22 protein-coding genes are annotated in these 23,206 nt (G+C 70.0%); 16 read left to right on the top strand and 6 right to left on the bottom strand.

Annotated features, from left to right (window positions below; translation table 11 throughout):
• The coding region (locus ACIPXC_RS14875; protein ID WP_401617226.1) for a VWA domain-containing protein at positions 1–1,323 on the top strand (1,323 nt) is incomplete at its 5' end.
• Between the two features lie 93 nt (positions 1,324–1,416).
• On the opposite strand, the gene aspS is transcribed toward ACIPXC_RS14875, so the two are convergent.
• On the bottom strand, positions 1,417–3,234 hold the full coding sequence (aspS, locus tag ACIPXC_RS14870; RefSeq protein ID WP_401617223.1) for an aspartate--tRNA ligase: 1,818 nt from the start codon (positions 3,232–3,234) through the stop codon (positions 1,417–1,419).
• Between the two features lie 156 nt (positions 3,235–3,390).
• On the opposite strand from aspS, the gene ACIPXC_RS14865 reads away from it, so the two are divergent.
• Positions 3,391–5,553, top strand: coding sequence for a SpoIIE family protein phosphatase (locus ACIPXC_RS14865; protein ID WP_401617220.1), 2,163 nt, complete (start codon positions 3,391–3,393; stop codon positions 5,551–5,553).
• 100 nt (positions 5,554–5,653) lie between these two features.
• Positions 5,654–6,745, top strand: coding sequence for an AI-2E family transporter (locus ACIPXC_RS14860; protein ID WP_401617217.1), 1,092 nt, complete (start codon positions 5,654–5,656; stop codon positions 6,743–6,745).
• Positions 6,746–6,829: 84 nt separating this feature from the next.
• Here the strand turns inward: ACIPXC_RS14860 and ACIPXC_RS14855 are convergent, their stop codons facing one another.
• Positions 6,830–7,825 carry a pirin family protein gene (locus ACIPXC_RS14855; RefSeq protein ID WP_401617214.1) on the bottom strand — a complete coding sequence of 332 codons (996 nt, stop codon included), beginning with the start codon at positions 7,823–7,825 and terminating at the stop codon, positions 6,830–6,832.
• Positions 7,826–8,086: 261 nt separating this feature from the next.
• Here ACIPXC_RS14855 and ACIPXC_RS14850 point away from each other — a divergent pair, with 261 nt between their 5' ends.
• From ACIPXC_RS14850 to ACIPXC_RS14825, 6 genes are all read left to right on the top strand, one after another.
• Positions 8,087–8,536 carry a hypothetical protein gene (locus ACIPXC_RS14850; RefSeq protein ID WP_401617211.1) on the top strand — a complete coding sequence of 150 codons (450 nt, stop codon included), beginning with the start codon at positions 8,087–8,089 and terminating at the stop codon, positions 8,534–8,536.
• A 17-nt stretch (positions 8,537–8,553) separates the two neighbouring features.
• A complete protein-coding gene (locus ACIPXC_RS14845; RefSeq protein WP_401617209.1) occupies positions 8,554–10,926 on the top strand; it encodes a hypothetical protein in 2,373 nt (790 codons plus the stop codon).
• A gap of 5 nt (positions 10,927–10,931) precedes the next feature.
• On the top strand, positions 10,932–11,984 hold the full coding sequence (locus ACIPXC_RS14840; RefSeq protein ID WP_401617207.1) for a hypothetical protein: 1,053 nt from the start codon (positions 10,932–10,934) through the stop codon (positions 11,982–11,984).
• 15 nt (positions 11,985–11,999) lie between these two features.
• The gene (locus ACIPXC_RS14835; protein WP_401617204.1) at positions 12,000–12,287 is read left to right on the top strand and encodes a hypothetical protein; all 288 of its coding nucleotides are present in this window, start codon (positions 12,000–12,002) and stop codon (positions 12,285–12,287) included.
• Between the two features lie 225 nt (positions 12,288–12,512).
• A complete protein-coding gene (locus ACIPXC_RS14830; protein ID WP_401617201.1) occupies positions 12,513–13,499 on the top strand; it encodes a hypothetical protein in 987 nt (328 codons plus the stop codon).
• Positions 13,500–13,594: 95 nt separating this feature from the next.
• A complete protein-coding gene (locus tag ACIPXC_RS14825; RefSeq protein ID WP_401617198.1) occupies positions 13,595–13,978 on the top strand; it encodes a hypothetical protein in 384 nt (127 codons plus the stop codon).
• Positions 13,979–14,019: 41 nt separating this feature from the next.
• On the opposite strand, the gene ACIPXC_RS14820 is transcribed toward ACIPXC_RS14825, so the two are convergent.
• The 4 genes from ACIPXC_RS14820 to ACIPXC_RS14805 all read right to left on the bottom strand — a co-directional run bounded on the left by ACIPXC_RS14820 (position 14,020) and on the right by ACIPXC_RS14805 (position 16,252).
• On the bottom strand, positions 14,020–14,484 hold the full coding sequence (locus ACIPXC_RS14820) for a hypothetical protein (protein ID WP_401617195.1): 465 nt from the start codon (positions 14,482–14,484) through the stop codon (positions 14,020–14,022).
• A 163-nt stretch (positions 14,485–14,647) separates the two neighbouring features.
• Positions 14,648–15,115, bottom strand: coding sequence for an SseB family protein (locus tag ACIPXC_RS14815; RefSeq protein ID WP_037920618.1), 468 nt, complete (start codon positions 15,113–15,115; stop codon positions 14,648–14,650).
• Positions 15,116–15,207: 92 nt separating this feature from the next.
• Positions 15,208–15,390: a DUF397 domain-containing protein gene (locus tag ACIPXC_RS14810; RefSeq protein ID WP_401617192.1), complete on the bottom strand. Its 183-nt coding sequence runs from the start codon at positions 15,388–15,390 to the stop codon at positions 15,208–15,210.
• Position 15,391: 1 nt separating this feature from the next.
• The gene (locus ACIPXC_RS14805) at positions 15,392–16,252 is read right to left on the bottom strand and encodes a Scr1 family TA system antitoxin-like transcriptional regulator (RefSeq protein ID WP_401617602.1); all 861 of its coding nucleotides are present in this window, start codon (positions 16,250–16,252) and stop codon (positions 15,392–15,394) included.
• A 112-nt stretch (positions 16,253–16,364) separates the two neighbouring features.
• On the opposite strand from ACIPXC_RS14805, the gene ACIPXC_RS14800 reads away from it, so the two are divergent.
• The 7 genes from ACIPXC_RS14800 (at position 16,365) to ACIPXC_RS14770 (ending at position 23,074) form a co-directional block, all read left to right on the top strand.
• Positions 16,365–16,571, top strand: a complete 207-nt coding sequence (locus tag ACIPXC_RS14800; RefSeq protein WP_401617189.1) for a hypothetical protein — start codon at positions 16,365–16,367, stop codon at positions 16,569–16,571.
• Entirely contained in the window at positions 16,568–16,975 is a 408-nt protein-coding gene (locus tag ACIPXC_RS14795; protein WP_401617187.1) for an ATP-binding protein, read from the top strand. The genes ACIPXC_RS14800 and ACIPXC_RS14795 overlap by 4 nt, the downstream gene beginning before the upstream one ends.
• A gap of 67 nt (positions 16,976–17,042) precedes the next feature.
• Positions 17,043–18,869 (top strand): acyl-CoA dehydrogenase, encoded by a 1,827-nt coding sequence (locus ACIPXC_RS14790; protein WP_401617184.1) that lies wholly within the window; start codon positions 17,043–17,045, stop codon positions 18,867–18,869.
• Positions 18,870–19,040: 171 nt separating this feature from the next.
• The gene (locus tag ACIPXC_RS14785) at positions 19,041–19,775 is read left to right on the top strand and encodes a hypothetical protein (protein WP_401617181.1); all 735 of its coding nucleotides are present in this window, start codon (positions 19,041–19,043) and stop codon (positions 19,773–19,775) included.
• 606 nt (positions 19,776–20,381) lie between these two features.
• On the top strand, positions 20,382–21,674 hold the full coding sequence (locus ACIPXC_RS14780; protein ID WP_401617178.1) for a M18 family aminopeptidase: 1,293 nt from the start codon (positions 20,382–20,384) through the stop codon (positions 21,672–21,674).
• Between the two features lie 135 nt (positions 21,675–21,809).
• Positions 21,810–22,151 (top strand): hypothetical protein, encoded by a 342-nt coding sequence (locus ACIPXC_RS14775; protein ID WP_401617175.1) that lies wholly within the window; start codon positions 21,810–21,812, stop codon positions 22,149–22,151.
• Positions 22,152–22,675: 524 nt separating this feature from the next.
• Positions 22,676–23,074, top strand: a complete 399-nt coding sequence (locus ACIPXC_RS14770; protein WP_401617172.1) for a hypothetical protein — start codon at positions 22,676–22,678, stop codon at positions 23,072–23,074.
• Positions 23,075–23,206 lie beyond the last annotated feature (132 nt).

Here is a 23,206-nt window from a genome sequence, read left to right as displayed (position 1 = left end):
GTTGCGGTGGACCCGGACGCACCCCAGCCCCAGGCCGAGACCCCGGCCGAGCCGGCCTCCGAGCCGCAGGCCCAGACCGAAACCCCGGCGGAGCCGAACACCCTCGCTGCGAAGCCGCAGGCAGAAGCCGACGCCCCGCAGACCCAGACCGAGGTTGCGGCGGACCCGGACGCGCCCCAGCACCAGGCCGAGCCGGCCTCCGAGCCCCAGGCGGCCCAGGCCGAAGCCCCGGCGGAGCCGGACACCCTCGCTGCGGAGCAGCCCGGAACCGACGCCCCGCAGACCCAGGCCGAGGCGGAGACCACCGAGGCGGCCCAGACCGAGACCCCGGCCGAGCCGGCCTCCGAGCCCCAGGCGGCCCAGGCCGACGCACCGGCGGAGCCGGCCACCCTCGCTGCGGAGCAGCCCGAGACCGACGCCCCGCAGGCACAGGCCGAAGCCGAGACCCCGGCCGAGCCGGCCTCCGAGCCGCAGGCCCAGGCCGAGACCCCGGCCGAGCCGGCCTCCGGGCCGCAGGCCCAGGCCCCAGCCCAGGCTGCAGCCGACGTCCCGGCGGAGCCGGGGGCCGAGCCCGCGCCGCAGGCGCAGGACGAGGCTCCGGCGGAGCCGCAGGCGCAGGCGCAGGCGCAGGACGACGCGGCGGCCGGGGTCGCGGCCCAGGTCGGGCCCGCTCACGCGGCGGCAGCCGTGCGGCGGCGGGCGCCCGAGGTGTCGGCCGCGTACAAGGCCGCCGGCCAGGTGCTCCGCGGCAAGGGCAAGGCCGGCGCCCGCGCCAAGGTCTACCTCGTCCTCGACCGCTCCGGGTCGATGCGCGGGTTCTACAAGGACGGCAGCGCCCAGTACCTCGCCGACCACGCCCTCGCCCTCGCCGCGCACCTCGACGACGAGGCGACCGTCCACACCGTGTTCTTCTCCACGGAGGTGGACGGCACCGCCGACCTGACCCTCGACACCCACTACGGCTCCTGGGTCGAGGGCCGTCACGCCGAGCTCGGCCGAATGGGCCGCACCAGCTACCACGTGGCCGTCGAGGCCGTCGTAGCCCGCTACCGCGAGGACGGCGGCGAGGGCCCGGCCCTGGTCGTCTTCCAGACGGACGGCGCCCCCGACAACCGCCAGCCCGCCCGGCAGGCGCTGACGGACGCCGCCACCGCGGCCCCCGGCATCCACTGGCAGTTCGTCGCCTTCGGGGACCACGACTCCAAGGCCTTCGACTTCCTGCGCAAGCTGGACGCCGAGAACGCCGGCTTCTTCCACGCCGGGCCCGCCCCCACCGAACTGACCTCCGCGGCCCTCCTCAAGGGTGTCCTGGAGAAGTTCTAGACAGGGCGGGGCCGAAACAACGCGAAAGAGCCCGGGGTCGACGACCCCGGGCTCTTTCGCACACGGCTTCCGCTACCGCCCAGCGCGCAGCGCCTAGCGCGCAGCGTCCGGGTGCACCGACTCGGCGACCGGCTTGGCGTCGGCCGCCTTCGTCTCGACCGGCTTGCGCAGCGCGATGTTCAGCTCACGCAGACGGGCCTCCTCCAGGACCGTCGGCGCGCCCATCATCAGGTCCTGCGCGTTGCCGTTGAGCGGGAAGGCGATGGTCTCGCGGATGTTCGGCTCGTCGGCCAGCAGCATCACGATGCGGTCCACGCCCGGGGCGATGCCACCGTGCGGCGGGGCGCCGAGGCGGAACGCGCGCAGCATGCCCGCGAACTCGCGCTCGACGGTCTCGGCCTCGTAGCCCGCGATCTCGAAGGCCTTCAGCATGACCTCGGGCTCGTGGTTGCGGATCGCGCCGGAGGACAGCTCGATGCCGTTGCAGACGATGTCGTACTGCCACGCCAGGATGTCGAGCGGGTCCTTCTCCTCCAGGTCCTTCATGCCGCCCTGCGGCATGGAGAAGGGGTTGTGGGAGAAGTCGATCCGGCCGGTCTCCTCGTCCTTCTCGTACATCGGGAAGTCGACGATCCAGCAGAAGCGGAAGACGTTCTCCTCGAAGTGGCCGGCGCGCTTGGCGGCCTCGACGCGGACCGGGCCCATGATCTTGGAGACCTCGTCGAACTCGCCCGCGCCGAAGAACACCGCGTGGCCGGGGACCAGGCCCAGGCGCTCGGTGAGGACCTTGACGTTCTCCTCGGTGAGGAACTTGGCGATCGGGCCGGTCAGCGAACCGTCCTCGCCCACGCGCACCCAGGCCAGGCCCTTCGCGCCCAGCGAGACCGCGAAGTCCCCGAGGCCGTCGAAGAACTTGCGCGGCTGGGCGGCGGTGTCCGGAACGGCCAGGGCGCGCACGTGCTTGCCGGCGAACGCCTTGAACTCCGAGGCCTCGAACACGTCGGTGATGTCGACGAGCTCCAGCTTGGCGCGCAGGTCGGGCTTGTCGTTGCCGTACTTCAGCATCGACTCGCGGAACGGGATCCGCGGGAAGGGGGAGGTGACGTGGCGGCCGTTGCCGAACTCCTCGAAGAGCTCGGTCATGAGCGTCTCGATCGGCTGGAAGACGTCCTCCTGCTCGACGAAGGACATCTCCACGTCGAGCTGGTAGAACTCGCCCGGCGAGCGGTCGGCGCGGGCGTCCTCGTCGCGGAAGCAGGGTGCGATCTGGAAGTACCGGTCGAAGCCGGAGATCATCAGCAGCTGCTTGAACTGCTGCGGGGCCTGCGGCAGGGCGTAGAACTTGCCCGGGTTCAGGCGGGACGGCACCACGAAGTCACGGGCGCCCTCGGGGGAGGTCGCGGTGAGGATCGGGGTCGCCATCTCGTTGAAGCCGAGCGCCACCATCTTCGAGCGGATCGAGGCGATGACCGCCGAGCGCAGCATGATGTTGCGGTGCATGCGCTCACGGCGCAGGTCGAGGAAGCGGTACTCCAGGCGGCGCTCCTCGTTCACGCCGTCGTCGGTGTTGATGGTGAAGGGCAGCGGGGCGGCCGCGCCGAGCACCTCGACCTCGGAGACCTCGATCTCGATCTCGCCGGTCGGCAGCTCCGGGTTGATGTTGTCCGCGCCGCGGGAGACGACCTTGCCGTCGATGCGGACGACGGTCTCCTTGGAGACGCTGCTGAGGGCCTCGTTCGCGGCGGTGCCGGGGCGGGCGACCAGCTGCGTGATGCCGTAGTGGTCGCGCAGATCGATGAAGAGGATGCCGCCCAGGTCTCGACGGTTGTGCAGCCAGCCGCTCAGTCGGACGTCGGCGGCGACGTCAGAGGCGCGGAGCTCGCCGCAGGTGTGGGACCTGTACCGATGCATCAGTCATCCAGTTCTACGCGATACCAGGGTGGATTCAACCGTCCCAAGGTTACCGTCCGGGACGATGACGGGTCGGGCACCGTGGCCCGCCTGCGCAAATGCGCCCGGCAGGGCGCGAACAGGCACGTATCGGATGCGACCTGTAAAGATGACCGGGTGCGTACCGAGGATGTCCTGGCCGCCGTCGCGACGGGTCTGTGGCGATGGGACAACGCCTCCGGGACGGTCTCCCTCGACGGAGAGGCCGCCCGGCTCCTCGGGCTGCCCGCCGAACCGGTGGTCCTGCCGGAGGTGGCCGTACGGTCGCGTTTCCACCCGGTGGACTGGAACGAGATCAACGGGATCGTCAATCTGGCCGTCGCCGAGGGCACCCTCGCCGAGGCCCGGCTGCGGATCATGGACGTGGACGGGCGGGTCCTGCGGACCGTACGCAGCCGTTCCAAACCGCTGGAGCGGTGGGCGGCCGACGGGAGCCCGGACTACGAGCTGATCGGCACCATCCAGGAGATCGCCGAGCCGCAGCCGGGCACCACGGCCGCGCACACGCCCATCACGGGCGACTGGCGGCGCTCCCGGGAGGCCTTCCTGCTGGACGCGGGCCGGGCGCTGGCGGAGGCCAGGTCCACGGCGGAGGTGCTGCGGGTCGCGGCCTCGCTGTCGATGCCGGGCTTCAACCCCGACGGGCTGGCCGTCTTCGGCGTGGCCGGGGACCGGCTGTCCGTCATCGGGCACCACGGGCACGACGCCGGGGACGAGGGCCCCTTCACGGACATGCTGCTGGAGACGGACTACCCGGCCGCGGAGGTCGTCCGTACCGGCCGGGCGATCTACCTGTCCTCCCCCGAGGACTACAAGCGGCGCTTCCCGGCCACCTGGCCGCTCGCGCAGCGCTTCGACCGGGTCTCCTGGGCCTTCCTGCCGCTGATCGTGGCCGGACGGACCATGGGCGCCTGGATGGCCGCCTTCAAGCAGCCCGCGTCCTTCTCCCCCGACGAGCGGTCCGTCCTGACGACGGTGGCCCGGATGCTGGCCCAGGCCCTGCAGCGGGCCGGGGTGGCCGAGTCCGAGCGGGAACTCACCACCGGCCTGCAGCGGTCGATGATGCCGCAGCTCGGCCCGGAGATCCCCGGCATGCGGATCGCCGCGCGCTACGTCCCCACCGGCGGCGGCCTCCAGGTCGGCGGTGACTGGTACGACATGATCCCGTTGCCGTCGGGCCGGTTCGCCCTGGTCATCGGCGACGTCCAGGGCCACGACGTCCGGGCGGCCGGTCTGATGGGCCAGCTGCGGATCGCCGTACGGGCCTACGCGTCCGAGGGGCACCGGCCGGACGCGGTGCTCTCGCGCGCCTCCCGCTTCCTCGCCGGGCTGTGCGCCTCCCAGGAGTCCGCCGCGGAGGAGGATCCGGACGCCCGGAGCCCGCGGTTCGCGACCTGCCTGTACGTGGAGTGCGACCCGCGGACCGGAACCCTGGAGGTGGCCCGCGCCGGCCACCCCGACCCGGCGGTCCGGATGACCGACGGCACCGTCCTGATGCGGCCCACCGCGGGCGGGCTCCCCCTCGGGATCGTCCCCGACACCGACTACCCGACGACCCGGTTCACCCTGGAGCCGGGCGAGACGATGATGCTCTGCACGGACGGGCTCATCGAGACCGGCGGCCACGACCTCGACACCGGCTGGGCCCGGCTGCGCGCGGTCCTGGAGGCCGACACCCACCTGGGCGCCGGCCACGAGGACGGGCACCTCGAAGCACTGGCCGACCTGCTGGTCCAGGCCGTGCACGGACCGTCCTCGCACCACACCACCGGCCCGCTGGCCGATCGCCGCGAGGACGACATAGCCGTGGTCCTGCTGTGCCGCGAGGGCGGCGGCTGCGGTTGCGGCACTTCGGCGGCGCACCCGGCCCGCCCCGTCCGGCGCACGATGCTGACCGTGGCCCAGGCGGAACCGGAACGCATCGCGGGCGCCCGCCGGCAGGTGCGGGAGCTGCTGCACGACTGGGCCGACGAGGAGCAGCTGGACTCGGTGGTGCTGATGGTCTCCGAGATGGTGACCAACGTCCTGGTGCACACCGACGGCGACGCCCTGCTGGTGGCGGAGGCGGTCGGCGAGCTGGGGGAGCGCCGACTGCGGGTGGAGGTCGCGGACTCCAGCGACGAGCTCCCGCACAAGCGGCACCCCGGCGAGATGGCCTCCAGCGGCCGCGGGGTGCTGCTGATGGAGATGCTCGCCGACGCGTGGGGCGTGGACCCGCGCGGCGAGGGCAAGTCGATCTGGTTCGAGCTGTACGAGCAGTCGAAGCGGCCGGACGCGTAGAAGCGGGCGGCGGCGTGGCCGGCCGGACGCGTAGGAGCGGGCGAAGGCACATTGCGGTCCGGCCCGGGGCCGTTGCGAGGCCACGTGGTTGGATGACGCCGTGCCGAACTCCCTGCTCCCCGAACCGGTGCGGCGGCTCGCCGCCTGGTGCGCCGTCGTCCTGCTGGCCACCGCCGTCCTCGCCGTCGGCGTCTGGCTGTGCACCGTCCTCCAGACCGTCGTCACGCCCGTACTGCTGGCGGTGCTGGGCACGGCCCTGCTCGGGCCGATGCACCGCCGTCTGGTGCGCATGGGAGCGAACCGCTCGCTGGCCGCGGCCCTGACCTGCCTGGCCGTGGTGGCCGTCGTCGGCGGAGCCACGTATATCGTCGTGCTCGCGCTCATCGAGACCGGCGACCAGATCATCGACGCACTGCGGCGCGCCGGCCAGATGCTCGCCGAGCACTTCGGGGCGGTGGGCACCTCGCTGGAGGACATCACCGCGAACTCCAAGGACCTGCTGGCGAAGTTCGGGAGCACGGCTGCGTCCGGTGTGGTCGCCGGGCTCAGCGTGGTGGGCTCGATGCTGGCGATGGTCCTGCTCGCGATGGTGCTGATCTTCTTCTTCCTGCGTGACTCCGACCGGGCCGTGGTCACCCTGCGCTCGGTCGTGCCGAGCCGTTCCGGGGACCTGATGGAGGCGATGGGGCGGCGCGCCTTCGAAGCCGTCGAGGGCTTCATGCGCGGTACCACGTTCGTGGCCCTGATCGACGGCGTGCTGATCGGCGTGGGTCTGCTGATCCTCGACGTACCGGGCGCGCTGGGCCTGGCGGCCCTGGTGTTCGTGACGGCCTACATCCCCTACCTCGGGGCGATCCTCTCGGGCGCCGTCGCAGTCCTCGTCGCCTTCGCCGACCGCGGCTGGGTGATCGGCCTGTGGGCGCTGGGCCTGGTGCTGCTGGTCCAGATGATCGAGGGGTACGTACTGCAGCCGGTGGTGCAGAGCCGCACGGTGCAGATGCACCCGGCCGTGGTGATGCTGGCCATCACCGCCGGGGCGAGCGTCGCCGGGATCCTCGGCATGCTCCTCGCGGTCCCGCTGACCGCGGCGGTCTTCGGCGTGATCTCGGAGCTGCGCGCCCGCTACGCCGAGGCGGAGCCGAAGCCGGAAGCGGCAGCGGCAGCGGCGCCACCGCCCGCGGACCCCGCCTGACGGACTGCGGCTCCGGTACGACGGCACGGGCCGCACCCCCAGAGCAGGGGGCGCGGCCCGTGCCCGCTTCGTGGCCCGTCGGCGTCAGTCCTCGTCCGCCCGGCCCGCGCCGCGGTGGCCGAGGCCGGTGCGGGCGGTGGTGGGGATACGGCCCAGTCGGCCCGCCTGGAAGTCGTCGAAGGCCTGCTGGAGCTCGTGCTTGCTGTTCATGACGAACGGCCCGTAGTGCGCCATCGGCTCACGGATCGGGCGCCCGCCGAGGAGGACGATCTCCAGGTCCGGGGCGTTGGAGTCCTGGGACTCGTCCGCCCGCACGGTGAGCGATCCGCCCTCGCCGAAGACGGCCGTCTGCCCGGTGCGGAGCGGCCTGCGGTCCTCGCCGACCGACCCTCGCCCGGCCATCACGTACGCCAGGGCGTTGAAGTCCTCGCGCCACGGCAGGGTGATCTGCGCTCCCGGTGCGACGGTCGCGTGGATCATCGTGATGGGCGTGTGGGTGATGCCGGGACCGTCGTGGCCGTCGATCTCACCGGCGATCACCCGGAGCAGCGAGCCGCCGTCCGGGGTGGACAGCAGGGTGACCTTGCCGCCGCCGATGTCCTGGTAGCGCGGGGGCATCATCTTGTCGGAGGCCGGCAGATTCACCCACAGCTGGAGGCCGTGGAAGAGGCCGCCGCTGACGACGAGAGACTCCGGCGGGGCCTCGATGTGGAGCAGGCCCGAACCGGCGGTCATCCACTGGGTGTCGCCGCCGTTGATGACTCCGCCGCCGCCGTTGCTGTCCTGGTGGACGAAGGTGCCGTCGATCAGGTACGTGACGGTCTCGAAGCCGCGGTGCGGGTGCCACGGGGTGCCCTTCGGCTCGCCCGGCGCGTACTCCACCTCGCCCATCTGGTCCATCATGATGAACGGGTCCAGGTACTGGTAGTTGATCCCGGCGAACGCGCGGCGCACCGGGAATCCCTCACCCTCGAACCCACTCGGTGCGGTGACGACGGCCAGCACCTTGCGCGGGACGGCGGCCTGGGGCTGGGCCACGCGCGGAAGCGTCAACGGGTTCTCAACAGTCACTGCGGGCATGGTCAGGACCTCCTTCTGATCCGAGTTTAGTTGAAACTCGAACTTTCTGCCACCGGTCAGAACGCGGACTCCCCGTCCTCCATTCCCGGAGCGGCAACCCGCCCCGGCGACACACGGTCCGTGACACGCAACCGACGCAGGGTGGCCCGAAGATCACGATCCACTTCCGGCCCCCGATGCCTCGCCCTTCACACCCGCACACCTTGATAGAACTGACGACCACGGCGACGCGAGGATCTCGAAGACACCACGGGGGAGACGATGGGTTTCGACGAGGAATGGGCCCAACTGCGCACGGAGGCGACGGAGCGTCAGAACCCCGCCATGCGCCTGAACCAGCTCGCCGCACCGGACGGCGGCGGAGGCGGCGGCTCGGCCGACTTCGGCAGCGACGAGTCGAAGAAGAAGATCGCATCCGGAAAGCTCGGCGGCGAGGTCAGGACGCAGACGGAGACCGCCGCCAAGAAGGCCGACGAGGAGACGGCCTCCGCCATCACCTCCTTCTCGGGCTGGGACACGGCAGCGGGCCTGAAGACGGTCGAGACGACCTGGGACAACCAGGTCAAGAACCTGCTGAGCCGCCTGGCCACGGAGTCCCACAACCTGGCCGTCACACGGCAGATGTTCCTGGGTCAGGACAACGAGATCTACAACGGCTTCCGCCCGCTGCTGAAGCCCCCGCCCGAGCCGGGCGTCGAGGCATACCGCTGAGAGGGGAGCAGTAGATCATGGGACTCACGTACAAGAAGGTCATGTCGACCCAGTACGACAAGCTCACCGCCGCGGCGAAGGCCTGGGACGACATGGCGAGCGACTTCAAGAAGGCGGAATCGGCCTACGCGGCGGCCACCCAGGGGCTGGCGCAGGGCAACACCACCTGGCAGGGCATAGCCCAGGGCACCGCGTACATGAACTTCGCGGGCACGCAGTACGAGTACGGGGCCGCGCAGACGCAGGCGAAGGCCGTCGCAAACCTGCTGCGGGACGCGCACGGGCAGTTCACGGAGCTGAAGCAGCGACTGGAGTCGGTGGTCGCGGACGCCCGCAAGGCGAAGATGGCCGTCGACGACGAGGGCAACGTCCGCCCCGACCTGACCGCCCAGGAACGCTACGCGTACGTCCACGACCCCGACGGCCAGAAGCTGCTCGGGGAGTGGAACAAGGCGGCCAACGACTGGGCCGACCAGATCAAGAAGTACGTCAAGGCCTTCGAGGACGCCGACGCCGGCGTGAAGCTGGCCCTCGCGGGCGCCGTGAAGGACAGCAACAAGGACGCCATCACGGGCAAGGACGCCACGTGGAACGGCTTCAACGCGGGCGCCAAGAGCGACATCGAGGAATACGAGCTGGAGTACGTCAAGGACGTCGCCACCCGGCTCAACAGCGGCGCGCCCGTACCGAACGCCGACGTCGAGGCGTTCAACCGCATCATGCGCGACAACAGCAACCCGGCTTTCAAGCACCACACGGAGTTCGGCCGGGACTTCGTGGGCGTGCTGGGCGCCGAAGGCACGATCAAGCTGGCCAACACGCTCAACAACGTCGCGCACTCGGGTGATTCCGGCCGCAAGGGCCTCTACGGCGACACCAACAAGGCGTTGGCCAACACCCTCTCCAACGCCACACAGATGGTCTTCGTCGCAGGGGAGAAGAACCCTCCCTACGGCACCAAGGAGTACCAGCAGGCATTCGAGAAGTGGTCGAAGACCCCCGACGCGAACTTCTACAACGACTTCATGACCGACCTGAAGAAGGCGGGCCTCGACAGGTTCGAACTGGACGTCGCGGCCGACAAGGCCCCCATGACCCGCGGCCAGGGCAATGAGATCCGCGGCTACCAGGGCCTGGTCACCCTCCTGCAGCAGGGCGACGGCTACTCGCCACAGTTCCTCGGCGACCTCACGGACCAGATGATCGACGCCGAGAAGAAGGACAAGAACGTCTGGGACCTGCACGGCAGGTTCGAGGGCAAGAAGGACGGCTGGTTCGCCAACGACCCCGTCGACGGAGCACTGGGGATCATGAGCCGTGACCCCGCGACGGCGACCGGATACCTCGACCCGAACGCCGACGGCGACAAGAACCGCCTGGAACACCTGCTGACGCAGCGCGACTGGAACATCGTCAACACCTCGGAATGGCACGGCAACGTCACGGTGGCCCGCGACGATACCTTCGGCAAGGACGTCCGGGCCGGCCTGGGCCTCGCCCTCGAAGCCGCCACCACCGGACGCCCGCCGGGGTCGCCGGGCGAGGAACTCGGCCGCCACAGCGAGGCCGAGGCCCGCATCATGCACGACACGATCAACCTGCTCGACTACGGCGACAGCAACGGCAAGGACGACAAGGGCGAGCTGAAGGCGAACGGCGACGGCCTGCTCAAGGACGAGGACGAGGGATACGCGAACGTGCGCGGCCCACTCGCGAGGGCATTGTCCTCGTTCTCGCCTGACATCGTGGACATCATCGCGGGCGACGCCCCAGCCGACGTCGTCGGTGAGGACAACGCGCTCGCCGACGGAGACCACTCCCAGATCCAGAACAGCCGAAGCAGCCTGATCCGTGTGCTGCGCGGCGTATCGGAGGACCCCGAGAACTACTTCCTCCTCCACGAGTCCCAACGCCGCTACACGGCGGAGCAGCTCAGCACAGAGGACCTGTCGGCCCCCGAGGCAGTCAAGAACCGTGCTGCGAAGATCGGCGAGGTCAACGGCGTCATCAACGCCATCGGCGGCGACATCCAACTCAGTGAGCGCGATGCGGAGCTCAGCGCCAAGACGGACACACGCGTATACGGGTACCACGTCATCGGCGGTGCTGTTACCGGCATCCCGGTTGTCGGGGACATGGCCCAGCGAGTGGTCGACGGATGCTGGAACGAATGGCTCAAGGCGGCCACCGCAGAAGAGGGCCTGCTGGCGCGCGAGCGCATCAGCTCGGGCAACGACGCAGCTCAGAAGGACCTCAGGCAGTTCTTCACGAGCTGGGGCACCGAAAGCGGGCAGTCGAACGACATGGTCGGCGCCGCTCAACGCGAAGCACTGCAGAGCTATACCAGTGGGCGTCAAGACGCTTACGACGCGCTACGAGAGAAGAAGTGACGCCGATGGCCGCGAACACCACACCATCACGTCGGTGGCCCCTGGCCGTCGGACTGGCCGCAGTCCTCACTTTCGCCTGCTGCGCTGGTCTGCTCACCTGGTGGAACACCGATGCACTGGGTCCGAGTCGCTTCTGCGCCGGCGCCCTGCCCTCAACCGAGGTGGACTCCGTACTCGCAGGCGGGGGCAGGATGGTCCAAGGAGGGTTCTACGAGGAGTCCGGGCCGTACTACAGCTTCACCTGCACGGTGCAGCGCACCAACAAGTTCCTGAGCGATGACCAGCCCGAGGTGCAGGCGGAGCTGTCCTTCGACAGCGCAGACTTCGCCCTGGTCGGTTACCCACTGTGGAAGGACGCCTCCGCCCTCTCCTACTTCGTCGGCGGAGCGACCGGAGCGGCCTCCGAGACACAGGCATGGGTGCTGCTCCCCACGGACTGCCCCCTCGCGACGCGGCCCAACTCAAAGCCTGCCGACGTCCCCGTGCTCAAAGTGAATCTCGTACAAGGCCGGACAACCCCCGAGGCCCTCGCCCGGGTGGCGATGACCAGCGCTCGGCACGTGGCCGACGGCCTCGGCTGCACGGATACCAGCGCGTTGAACGACCCCGCACGCCTCCAGGGACCGGCCGGTACGCCGCAGCCCACTGATCCGGCCCAGGCCTGCGGGATACCGGGCTTCCGGTTGCCTGAGGCTGCTCTGGTCACGGGCAAAGCGGAGCCGGGAACCGAGCGCATCACGGGGAAAGACGCCCGGACCCAGGTGTGCGGCCTGAGCCTGCAGGGCCCCGGGGCCCCACTGGTCACTCTGTCGGCCAGCGACGACCCCGTTCTCACCCAGGCAGTACGCCGCGATCAAACGGCCACCCAGGGGCGCGCCCGAACCGTCACCCCCTGCACGACCGGTGACCTGTACATCGGCATGGACTACAACGATGCCTACAGGGACCTCCTGCTGGATGAGGGAGGGGACAAGCTCTCCAAGGCTCGTGCGGCGCTCTTCGACGCGTTCTTCAACGCCGTGGCCAAGGAACGCGGATGCCCGACAGCGAAGGGATGACGTGACGGAGACACAGTGATCTGGTTCGCGGCAAGCTCCGATCCGCGCATCGTCGACCCCATCCTCAAGAAGGACACCTTGACGGACCTCCCCGGCGGTGCGGGAGGCACGGACAGGGACCTGAACGCCGCTGCCCTCAAGTGCGGTGACAAGATGGTGTACTTCGGCATGCGCTGGAGCGACGAGTACCGGAGCGCTGTCAGCGACCGAGGGGTCTCCGTCTCACACGAGATGTTCCAGTCCTTCATCGATTCTGCCGGCAACCAGTACAAATGCGGGGCAGTTCAACTCCTTTCGAACTGAAGGGAGAAGGTCCGGACCAGTTCCGGCACTCCGGCCGGGCGACCGGCAAGGTCTTCTGCAGCGTGATCGTGCCGGCCCGGCCGTAGCACTCCGCATCGGACAGCTCGCTGCAGCGAATTCAAGAGCAGGATCACGGAAGTGAAAAACAAGAAGGCGATCGCCGCCGTCGCGAGCTGCACGGGTCTGTCGGTCCTCGCCGGGCTGTTCCTGTGGTGGGACACGAACGTGCTCGCCGCCACGGAACTGTGCGCGGGAAAGCTGGCCGGCGAGCAGGCCGAGTCGGTCCTCGACACTCGGGGCCGCGTCTCGGGAGGCGGCCAGCAACGCCACAGCGACGGCACGTCGTTCCGCTGCACGGTGAGCCGCACCAGCACGATCACGGGGGCCGAGGAACTGGAGATGGAGGTGAGCACCGAGATCTACGAACCGGACTTTCCCTTCAAAACGAATGTCTGGCACAACTCCTCAAGCAGGACCTTCCTGTCGGGAGGAGTGACCGGCGCGGTCTCCGGAACCCGGGGCTGGGTGATGCTGCCCGAAGGGTGCCGAACGGTCGGCAACGTCCTGGCGGGCGTGAAGATACTCCCGCAGTCAAACGAAGTTCCCATCGTCCGGGCTGAGCTGAAGAAGGGAAAGGTGGACCCTCAGAAGCTCACGAGCCTGCTCCTGGACACCGCGCAGAGGGTCGCCACCGCGTCCGGGTGCTCCGCCGGCGCCCCGCTGCAGACGCCCAAAGTGCGGCCGCCCGCAAGCCCGGAAACAATCACAGCAGACTCGGTATGCCAGATTCCCGGATTCCGGCTGCCGGACAGCGCCGTGGCGAAGGACGGCGCCACACTCGAAGATCAGCGCACCAGCGGAACAACGGCAGACTCATGGGCCTGCGACCTGTACGAGTCCGGTGGTCAGGACGAAGCCCTGCTGTCGTTCGGCTCCAGCCTCGACCCGGACATCGTCAACGAACGCCTCAAGGAATCCGAGGGCTTCAAGGACCTGCCGGACGGCGCGGGTGTGGCAGACGGAACGACCCGGGCCGTCCTGAAGTGCGGAACCGAGGAGGTGTACTTCGGCGTGCGCTGGAACAACACCTACCTCAGGTCCCTGAAGGAGGCCTATCGGTCGGGCCAGGCCCGGCGGGAGGTCTTCCAGGCATTCCTCGACGCCGCCGGAAAGCAGCACGGCTGCCCCGCCGTGACGATCCCGCGCGGCTGACCGGAGCGCTGGGCCCACCGACGGCGGTTCGGCACGGGTACCGCACGCGCGGTGCGATGAACTCCCGTTTTTCAAGCACAGTCAGAAGGAGAGACATGACCACCGACGGAGCGGACGGGCAGACGCCCGATCCCGCGGCCGCCTCACCGGCGCGCTCCGAGGAGCCGCGGCGGGCAGGACGCATCGAGGGGTGGTCGATCGCTTGGATGCTCCTGGCCATGGCCCTCTGGGGATGGTTCATCTTCCTGATGCTCGCCGACTACGGCCCCGATTACGGCAGCAGACCCGAGTGCCGGGGCCCGCTGGTCGGCCCGCTGTCCGAGGACCGCTCGTGCCGCGACGCGCTGCGCGAGTGGCCCGCGCTGCTGGGCATCCTCGCGCTGGCCTCCATATCGACCGTCGTCGCGGCGGCGACCACGGTGTACGCCAAGGTCCTCTCCCGCCTGGAAGGCCGCGACTGGACCAGCGGACGGCCGTAGGACAAAGACCCGCAGCACGATGCGGGTCTCCGTCGCCGCAGTCAGCGGTGGCGGCGCGGCGCCTGCCCGGCGCGCGCCCGGATCGGCAGGGGTCGCAGGGTCCGCAGGGCGACTGTGCCGAGCGCGACCAGACTCGCGGTCACGGCCAGGAGCAGGACCGCGTCGAGCGCGTCCTCCTTCTGGTGGACGCCCAGCACGGTCGTCCGTACGTGCTTCGCCGCGCCTTCGCTGCCGCGGGGCCAGTCGACGCTCACCGCCTCGGCCGGCACGCGCCTGTCGTCCGGGACGAAGGTGCTGTAGCACCTCGTGGTCACCCCCCTGCCCGTGGCCTGCTCACGACAGCTCACCGCGGTCAGCAGCCCGGGGGTCCCCGTCCAGCCCAGGGCGGCGGTGGCCAGTACGCCGGTGAGGGGGGCCGCCAAGAAGGACACCAGGGCGCAGACGGCACACAGTACGCGCCCGAGCCACGGCCACTCCGCTGCCGTACTGCTGCCCAATCCGGCCATCGCCCACCTCCACCGATCCCGCCCGCAGCCGGATCCTCGCAGGGCGGCGGGTACGGGGACGCTGCCGGGTCCCGGCAGTCTTCGGCGTCCGCGGCGGCCACGCGTGCGTATGTGCGGGTGCGGCCCGGCCGGCCTGCTTCGGCCGTCGGCGCAGCCAGGGCGACTAGCCGTACATGCGGCGCATGGCGAAGTCGACCATCTGCTCGACCGCCTTCGCGTCGAAGACCATCCGGTGGTCGCCCTCCATGTCGAGGACGAAGCCGTACCCGGTCGGCAGCAGGTCGATCACCTCGGCGCCGGTGATCACGAAGTACTTGGACTCCTTGCCGGCGTACCGGCGCAGCTCCTTCAGCGTGGAGAACATGGGGATGACCGGGTGCTGCGTGTTGTGCAACGCCAGGAAGCCCGGGGTTTCGCCGCGCGGGCAGTAGACCTTCGAGGTCGCGAAGATCTGCTGGAAGTCCTCGGCGGCGAGCTGACCGGTGGTGAAGGCACGCACGGCGTCCGTGAGTGACGGCGGGGACGGCTCCGGGTACAGCGGCGGCGTCTGCTGCGCGTAGCCCTGCTGCGGCGGAGGCTGCTGCGCGTAGCCCTGCTGCTGGGCGCCCGGGTTCTGGTCGTAGCCGTACATGGGCCGAAGCCTACCGAGCGCCTGCGGCCGTACCGGCCGGTACCGGCCACCGATCCCCTGCGGCTCCCCTGCGGCTCCCCTGCGGGGTGCGGTCAGCAGCCCTTCAGCGCGGCCACGAAGGGCCCCCAGGCCGCGGTGCTGACCACGACCACCCCGCCGTCGGGCCGCTTGGAGTCCCGGACGGGCACCAGTCCTGCTACGCCGTCAGCCACCTCGACGCAGGTGCCCCCGTCACTGTTGGTGTAGCTGCTGGTGCGCCACCGCGCTGCGTTCAAGTCAGTTCGGCTGCTTGCCATTTCGGTAGTCCTCTACGGCCGCCTCGATCATGGCGAGGGTCGCCTTCGGCGGTAGCGCGGCGGCCCTCAGCAGATCGTACGACCTTCGGTAACGCTTCACGAGGGCTGGATCGTCGATGGTGACCCCGCTATGCAGGGACTCCGTGTACACCAGCGGCGGCGCGTCGCCGAACGTCAGGATGAGGACGGTTCCCGCCGCCATGAACGGGTGCGCTCCGGCGTTCCACGGGACGATCTGTGGAACGATCCGCTTGCGCCGTACCAGGTCCGCGACATGGTCGAACTGGTCCGCCATCTGCTGGGACGGAAGGATCGGCAGCCGCAGCAGCGACTCGTGCAGGATCACCCAGTACTCGGGCGCCGCCTGCGCGCCCTCGAAGAGGGCGGCAGCCCTCGCCAGCCTGGCCTCGATCTTGACGTCGGTCTCCTCCCGCGGCTCCAGGGGACGTTCCGCCCCGGCGAGGGCCCGTGCATACGCTTCCGTCTGCAGCAGGCCGGGAAGCGCCGTCGGGCTCCACTCCTCGATGGTTTCCGCGAGCCTCTCCGCCTCAAGAATCCGCTCGGCGTACTTGGCGTGACCGACGCTCCGGGCTTTGCGAACGTCCTCGCAACGCCGCTCGAAGAAGCCGTCGGTCCTGAGCACCCGGTCGACATGACAGGCCAAGTCCACCGGCATGCGCCGCTGGCCGCGCTCGATCTCGCTCAGGTAGGTCGCCGCGTAGAAGCTGCCCTCCACCGTCTCCTGAAGCGTGCGGCCCGCCTCCTCCCGCCTCCAGCGCAGCTCCTTGCCGTAGAAGGCGGGAACGCTCTCAGAGCCGTCAATGTCCTTACGCGCAGCCACGATCGGCCTGCCTTCCACACTCCGCACTGTGGACCGGAAACCCTTCCCACGGTAGGCAACCGCGCGCCAGCCTGTGAGGACTTCGTCACACTCCGCCACGGAAGGGTTCATCATGAGCGACCACCCCCACGACCGCGAGGCCGTCGCGGCCCTCGACGCGCTGCGCGGCGCGCTGGCCGCGCACGGGATCACCCTGCCCTCGCTGGACCTGCACCTGCCCTCCTACGCCGGGCGCTACGGCATGCCACCCCTGATCACCCTCGGCAACTGCAGCGCCGCCACCGCGCAGCGGATCGCCTCCGCACTGGCGAAGCGGTGAACGAACTCATCATCCGGCTGCTCGCTACGCCCCAGGCGGCCCCCGTGCTGCGGCACGCCGTGCGCGAGCACCTCGGGCCCGACGGGCACCCCGACGCCGAGCTGTGCGTCACCGAGCTGCTGGCCAACGTCGTCCGCCACCTCGGCGAGGGCACGCCCGTCACCCTGCGGATCAGCGGAAGGGCAACCCGTACGCGGGTCGAGCTCACCGATCCCGCACCGGCGGCCCGGCCCGTACGACGGGAGGCCGCCGGGGACGAGGAGTCCGGGCGCGGGCTCGCCCTGCTCGACGCGCTGTCGCTGCGGTGGGGGGTCACACAGGGGTACGGCACCAAGACGGTGTGGTGCGAGCTTGACCCTGGTCACAGTCGGCACGGAAGGGTTGCCGTTATTACCGGCGGGTAGCATCATGTTGTTACCGATTGGTATGTACGAGGAACCTGTCTCCCCGAGCCTTAACGGAGCCGTCGCCATGGGGCACTACAAGTCGAATCTCCGCGACATCGAGTTCAACCTCTTCGAGGTGCTCGGCCGCGACCAGCAGTACGGCACCGGTCCGTTCGAGGAGATGGACACCGAGACCGCCAAGAGCGTCCTGTCCGAGATAGCCCGCCTCGCCGAGAACGAGCTGGCCGAGTCCTTCGCGGACGCCGACCGCAACCCGCCCGTCTTCGACCCGGAGACCAACACGGCGCCGGTCCCGGCCTCCTTCAAGAAGAGCTACAAGGCCTTCATGGACTCCGAGTACTGGCGTCTGGGCATCCCGGAGGAGATCGGCGGCACCGTCTCCCCGCGCTCCCTCGTCTGGGCCTACGCGGAGCTCCTGCTCGGCTCGAACCCGGCCGTGTGGATGTACTCCTCCGGCCCGGCCTTCGCCGGCGTCCTCCACGAGGAGGGCAACGAGGCGCAGAAGAAGATCGCGCAGATCGCCGTCGAGAAGCGCTGGGGCTCCACCATGGTCCTCACCGAGCCGGACGCCGGCTCGGACGTGGGCGCCGGCCGCACCAAGGCCATCCAGCAGGAGGACGGCTCCTGGCACATCGAGGGCGTGAAGCGCTTCATCACCTCCGGTGAGCACGACATGGAGGAGAACATCCTCCACTACGTCCTCGCGCGCCCCGAGGGCCACGGCCCGGGCACCAAGGGTCTGTCCCTCTTCCTCGTCCCGAAGTTCCACTTCGACTGGGAGACCGGCGAGCTGGGCGAGCGCAACGGCGTGTACGCCACGAACGTCGAGCACAAGATGGGCCTCAAGGCCTCCAACACGTGCGAGATGACCTTCGGCGACCAGCACCCCGCCAAGGGCTGGCTGATCGGCGACAAGCACGACGGCATCCGTCAGATGTTCATGATCATCGAGTTCGCCCGCATGATGGTCGGCACGAAGGCCATCGCGACGCTCTCGACGGGCTACCTGAACGCGCTGGAGTACGCCAAGGAGCGCGTGCAGGGTCCGGACCTCGCGAACTTCATGGACAAGACCGCGCCCAAGGTCACCATCACGCACCACCCGGACGTGCGCCGCTCGCTCATGACGCAGAAGGCGTACGCCGAGGGCATGCGCGCCCTCGTCCTGTACACCGCGACCGTCCAGGACGAGATCCAGGTCAAGCAGGCCGCGGGCGAGGACGCCTCCTCCCTCATCGGCCTGAACGACCTGCTCCTGCCGATCGTGAAGGGCTACGGCTCGGAGAAGTCCTACGAGCAGCTCGCGCAGTCCCTGCAGACCTTCGGCGGCTCCGGCTACCTGCAGGAGTACCCGATCGAGCAGTACATCCGCGATGCCAAGATCGACACCCTCTACGAGGGCACCACGGCCATCCAGGGCCAGGACTTCTTCTTCCGGAAGATCGTCCGGGACCAGGGCGCCTCGCTGAACATCCTCTCCGAGACGATCAAGAAGTTCCTGGCCGAGGCCGTCGGCGGCGAGGAGCTGGCCGGCGCCCGCGACGCGCTCGCCAAGGCCGCCGTGGACCTGGAGGCCATCGTCGGCCAGATGATCGTCGACCTCACCGCCACCGGCGAGGACGTCAAGAACATCTACAAGGTCGGCCAGAACACCACCCGCCTCCTGATGGCCTCCGGCGACGTGGTCGTCGGATACCTGCTGCTCAAGGGCGCCGCCGTGGCCGCCGAGAAGCTGGCAACGGCCTCCGCCAAGGACGTCCCCTTCTACACCGGCAAGATCGCCGCCGCGAAGTTCTTCGCCGCCGAGGTCCTCCCGGGCGTCTCGGTCCAGCGCCAGCTGGCCGAGGCCGTCGACAACTCCCTCATGGAGCTCGACGAGGCCGCCTTCTAGGGCTTCCCAGGACGCGCCCCGCCCCACCCGCAGCAAGCGCTGCGCCCGCATCCGCACAGCGGCCGGGTCCCCTGCACAGGGACCCGGCCGCTGCCGCGTACCCGGGCCCCCACCAGGGCCCTGTACTGCGACTTTCCCCCGATGTCAGTCGTTCATGGGACGCTCGTACGCATGAGTCCACAGGATCAGCACGGCAGCAGGGGGTACTCCGTCCCCACCGGGCGCCCGTACGCCCTCAAGGAGCTGCAGGCGAGCCTGGGCAGCCTCGGCGACCACCTGCGCGAGCTCTACGACGGCGCCCACCCCGCCGAGTACGACACCATCGCCGACGCGCTGTACGTGGCCTTCCAGACCGCCGCCGGACTGGCCCCCGCCAAGAGCTACACCGGCTGCCCCGAACACCCCAACGGCGCCCTCGACCCCGAGGCCCCCGACGGCTGGGGCCGCTGCCTCATCTGCAACGACCGCCGACGCCTCGGACAGCGCCGGCACGGCCGCCCCGCCCCCGCCCCCGCACCCGCCGGCGAGCAGCGGCGCCTGGGCTACCCGGTCCCGGACGGCCCGTACACCCTCCACGCCCTGCGCACGCACCTGCGCACCGTCGAGGACCAGCGGTTCCACCTGGGTCTGTCCTCCCCCGCCGAGGACTTCGTCCGCATCGCCGACGACCTCCACCGCGCCTTCATCGTCGCCCGCGAGCTGTCCCGCCCGCGCAACGCCTCGGGCTGCTCCGAGCACCCCGGCGCCCCCATCGACCCCGACGCGCCCCCCGGCGAGGCCTGCATCTTCTGCGCCGGACGCAGACGGCGCGCGCAGCGCTCCCCCCAGACCCCCGAAATGCTCCCGCGCATCCGCCGGGGCGAGCGCAGGCAACTGCAGCGCAGGTTCGAGCGCCCGCCGGGCTGAGCAGAGCCGGGCCGATCAGGACCGGGCCGAGCCGGTCGGGTCCGGGCCGGTCGGGGCCGAGCCGATCGGGGCCGGTCCGATCGGGGCCGAGCCGCCCGCAACGCGCCCGGTCCGGCCATGACGAACACGAACCCGACGCTCGTTAAGGTGAACCACTCGGCTTCCACCCCTCCCGAGCGGGAGGGATTCCCACACTCACGCGTGAGGGTCCCGTTCCGCCACGGCCCGCCCCCGACCGAGAGGAGGACTCCCGATGAGGTCCCGCACCCGCCCCACCCCGAGCAGCATCCGGCCCGACGGCCGGCGGACCGACCGCGGCGTTCCCCTCCCGGCCGCCGGCGGTCCTGCGGGCCGAGCGCACCGACCGCGGCTGTCCGAAGGTCCGCGACCGTTCCACGGCCCGCGCGTCCGTCGGATAGAAACGGTATGTGAACGACCGCTGCGCGGCGGGAACACCCACACCGCCGCCGCCTCGATCGGTCACGATCCGCACACCAGCACAGGTCACGGCCTCACGCCGCGGCACACCGCCGCAGCGAGGCTCCGAGCCGGAAATGCGTTTCCTCACCCGGCTGCAGCCGGGGGCTTCCACACAAGGGAAATACGATGAGCTCTCCCGCCCGCTTCGATCGCGGCCACACCGACGATCTGATGACCTTCCTGACGGCCAGTCCGTCGCCGTACCACGCCGTGGCCAATGCGGCCGAGCGGCTGGAGAAGGCAGGCTTCCGGCAGTTGTCGGAGACGGACGCCTGGGACGCGGGCACCGGGGGCAGGTTCGTGCTCCGCGGCGGCGCGCTCATCGCCTGGTACGTCCCCGAAGGCGCCGCGGCACACACCCCGTTCCGCATCATCGGCGCCCACACCGACTCGCCGAACCTGCGGGTCAAGCCCCTCCCCGACACGGGCTCGCAGGGCTGGCGGCAGATCGCGGTCGAGATCTACGGCGGCACCCTGCTCAACACCTGGCTGGACCGGGACCTCGGCCTGGCCGGACGGCTGACCCTGCGCGACGGCACCGAACGCCTCGTCAACATCGACCGGGCCCTGCTGCGCGTGCCCCAACTGGCCGTGCACCTGGACCGGTCGGTCAACACCGACGGCCTCAAGCTCGACAAACAGCGCCACATGCAGCCGATCTGGGGCCTGGGCGAGGCGCACGAGGGCGACCTCATCGCGTTCCTGGAGGAGGAAGAGAGCCTGGAACACGGCTCGGTGGCCGGCTGGGACCTGATGGTCCACTCGATCGAGCCGCCCTCCTACCTGGGCCGCGACCGCGAGCTCGTCGCCGGGCCCCGGATGGACAACCTGCTGTCCGTGCACGCCGGGGTCGCGGCCCTCGCGGCCGTGTCCGGCGCCGAGAAGCTCGACCACATCCCGGTGCTGGCCGCCTTCGACCACGAGGAGAACGGCTCCCAGTCGGACACCGGAGCCGACGGCCCGCTGCTGGGGAACGTGCTGGAACGTTCAGTCTTCGCTCGCGGCGGATCCTACGAGGACCGGGCGCGGGCCTTCGCCGGCACCATCTGCCTGTCCTCCGACACCGGGCACGCCGTCCACCCCAACTACGGTGAGCGCCACGACCCCACGCACCACCCGCGGGTCAACGCGGGCCCGATCCTGAAGGTCAACGTCAACCAGCGGTACGCCACCGACGGCAGCGGCCGCGCGGTGTTCGCCGCCGCGTGCGAGCGGGCCGGCGTCCCGTGGCAGACGTTCGTCTCCAACAACTCGATGCCGTGCGGCACGACGATCGGCCCGATCACGGCCGCCCGCCACGGCATCCAGACCGTGGACATCGGCGTCGCGATCCTGTCCATGCACAGCGCCCGCGAACTGTGCGGCGCGGAGGACCCGTACCTCCTCGCCAACTCCCTGCTGGCCTTCCTGGAGGGCTGACGCCCGCCGCCCCTCCGGTGAACCCCGCTTCGGGCACGAGTCCGAGGCGGGGTTTTCACATGCCCGCGCAGGTCAGCACCCCAGAGGTCACGATCCGTTGATTGCCGTGCAGTTAACTGAGTAGTCTGCTTAGTTATGGACTTCACCGTTATCGCGCATGCCGTTGAGGTCGACCACGGCGTAAAGCGGCTGTCGATGCGCTTCATCAAGAAGTATGCGGATCCTGATCGCGACCGGCTGAGTCGGGAGCTCTGCGACCAGATCACCCAAGCACTGGCAGAACTGGGGCTCATCACGCTGCCGATGCGGCTACCGACCTCCGAGAACGAGTACGTATTCGTCATCAAAAAAGATGACCCAATCGGGCAGGCCATACAAATGGCCTCATCTGTCGCCCAGTTGGAAAGAATGAACGCAAACCCCTTTCCGGCCCTCAGCTCCCAGAACTACCCGGCGATGACGGACTTCCTGCCCTGACCTGCATTAACAGGTAGGCCGCACGCAACGGACCCCAATCCGCTTGTCACACAGCGCACTTGGGGCCTAGCGTTGAGCAGGCAGGGAAGGGCTCGCAGCCGTGACCCGCGGCCCGAGCTACCACAGGCGAGGCTCCAGTATGTTCGCAATCGCTAACTGGAGTTGAAGTGTCCGTCTACTCGACATCTCGTGCTATCGCCGCCGGCGGCGAGGGTCTCTTCAGTACCACCCGCTGCACGGTCGTTTCTCTCGGCCCTGTTCGCTTCCCGCCCGAGACGGTCTACGTGGTCGTCCCGTCGGGGGACGGGGTCGTCGGAACCACTGGGTGCCTCGCGATGAGGCACGACGACGTACCCGCCGCAGCCGACAGCTGGATGGGTTTCCGACACGACCTCCACCGGGACCGGTCCGTATCCATCCTGAGTGCTGACCGCCTCGATGCCAGCAAACTGGCGGCGGGAAGCGGTCGTCCGCGCCGTACCTCGCGTCCGCTCAACCGGTCTGAGAAGCGGGCGTACCGGAACGTGTTCACCCAGGGTCTCGAAGCGGTGGCCACGATGCCCGGTACGACCCCGAGCACCGCTTTCCGCTACGACACGTCCTCGGCGGAGATGGCCGAGCTGTACCTCGGCCGGCTCCTGGACCGGCACCACCGGGCTGGCACACCCGCCGTCGCGGTCGTGTCCGCGGGTGTCGTCCGGCGGTCATGGTGTGTGGCCCACGCCTCCCGGGTGAAGGAAGATCCCACCCTGACGGCGGGACTCTTCCCGAGCCCCTCCCGCGTCGGCCCCCTCCTGGAAGCGGCGCAGTTCCCTGGCGTCGGCGCCTTCCTGCACCTGAGGCCGAACCCCGACCGAGGACCCGCGTCGGAACTGCTCATGACGCACCTGCCCCAGGCCGCACCCCCCGAACTTCTCCGCTGACCACGCCGGCCGGGGGGGGGCCCCCGGGCCCCGCCCCCCCCCCCCCCCCCCCCCCCCAAACGGGGGGGGGGGGCCCCCCCCCCGCCAACCCACCCGGCACCCCCCATAGCGGGGGGGGCGGGGGGGGGCAGG

Origin of the sequence: Streptomyces sp. NPDC090021, from assembly GCF_044748225.1 — a bacterium.
Classification (GTDB): Bacteria; Actinomycetota; Actinomycetes; order Streptomycetales; family Streptomycetaceae; genus Streptomyces.
This window is presented reverse-complemented; position numbering and strand designations above follow the sequence as displayed.

Excerpts from the sequence above, each read along its gene's own strand:
- ACIPXC_RS14780 (WP_401617178.1), top strand. The coding sequence starts at position 20,382 with ATGAGCTCTCCCGCCCGCTTCGATCGCGGCCACACCGACGATCTGATG.
- ACIPXC_RS14785 (WP_401617181.1), top strand. The coding sequence starts at position 19,041 with ATGAGTCCACAGGATCAGCACGGCAGCAGGGGGTACTCCGTCCCCACC.
- ACIPXC_RS14825 (WP_401617198.1), top strand. The coding sequence starts at position 13,595 with ATGACCACCGACGGAGCGGACGGGCAGACGCCCGATCCCGCGGCCGCC.
- ACIPXC_RS14845 (WP_401617209.1), top strand. The coding sequence starts at position 8,554 with ATGGGACTCACGTACAAGAAGGTCATGTCGACCCAGTACGACAAGCTC.
- ACIPXC_RS14775 (WP_401617175.1), top strand. The coding sequence starts at position 21,810 with ATGGACTTCACCGTTATCGCGCATGCCGTTGAGGTCGACCACGGCGTA.
- ACIPXC_RS14840 (WP_401617207.1), top strand. The coding sequence starts at position 10,932 with ATGGCCGCGAACACCACACCATCACGTCGGTGGCCCCTGGCCGTCGGA.
- aspS (WP_401617223.1), bottom strand. The coding sequence starts at position 3,234 with ATGCATCGGTACAGGTCCCACACCTGCGGCGAGCTCCGCGCCTCTGAC.
- ACIPXC_RS14800 (WP_401617189.1), top strand. The coding sequence starts at position 16,365 with ATGAGCGACCACCCCCACGACCGCGAGGCCGTCGCGGCCCTCGACGCG.
- ACIPXC_RS14855 (WP_401617214.1), bottom strand. The coding sequence starts at position 7,825 with ATGCCCGCAGTGACTGTTGAGAACCCGTTGACGCTTCCGCGCGTGGCC.
- ACIPXC_RS14790 (WP_401617184.1), top strand. The coding sequence starts at position 17,043 with ATGGGGCACTACAAGTCGAATCTCCGCGACATCGAGTTCAACCTCTTC.
- ACIPXC_RS14820 (WP_401617195.1), bottom strand. The coding sequence starts at position 14,484 with ATGGCCGGATTGGGCAGCAGTACGGCAGCGGAGTGGCCGTGGCTCGGG.
- ACIPXC_RS14850 (WP_401617211.1), top strand. The coding sequence starts at position 8,087 with ATGGGTTTCGACGAGGAATGGGCCCAACTGCGCACGGAGGCGACGGAG.
- ACIPXC_RS14815 (WP_037920618.1), bottom strand. The coding sequence starts at position 15,115 with ATGTACGGCTACGACCAGAACCCGGGCGCCCAGCAGCAGGGCTACGCG.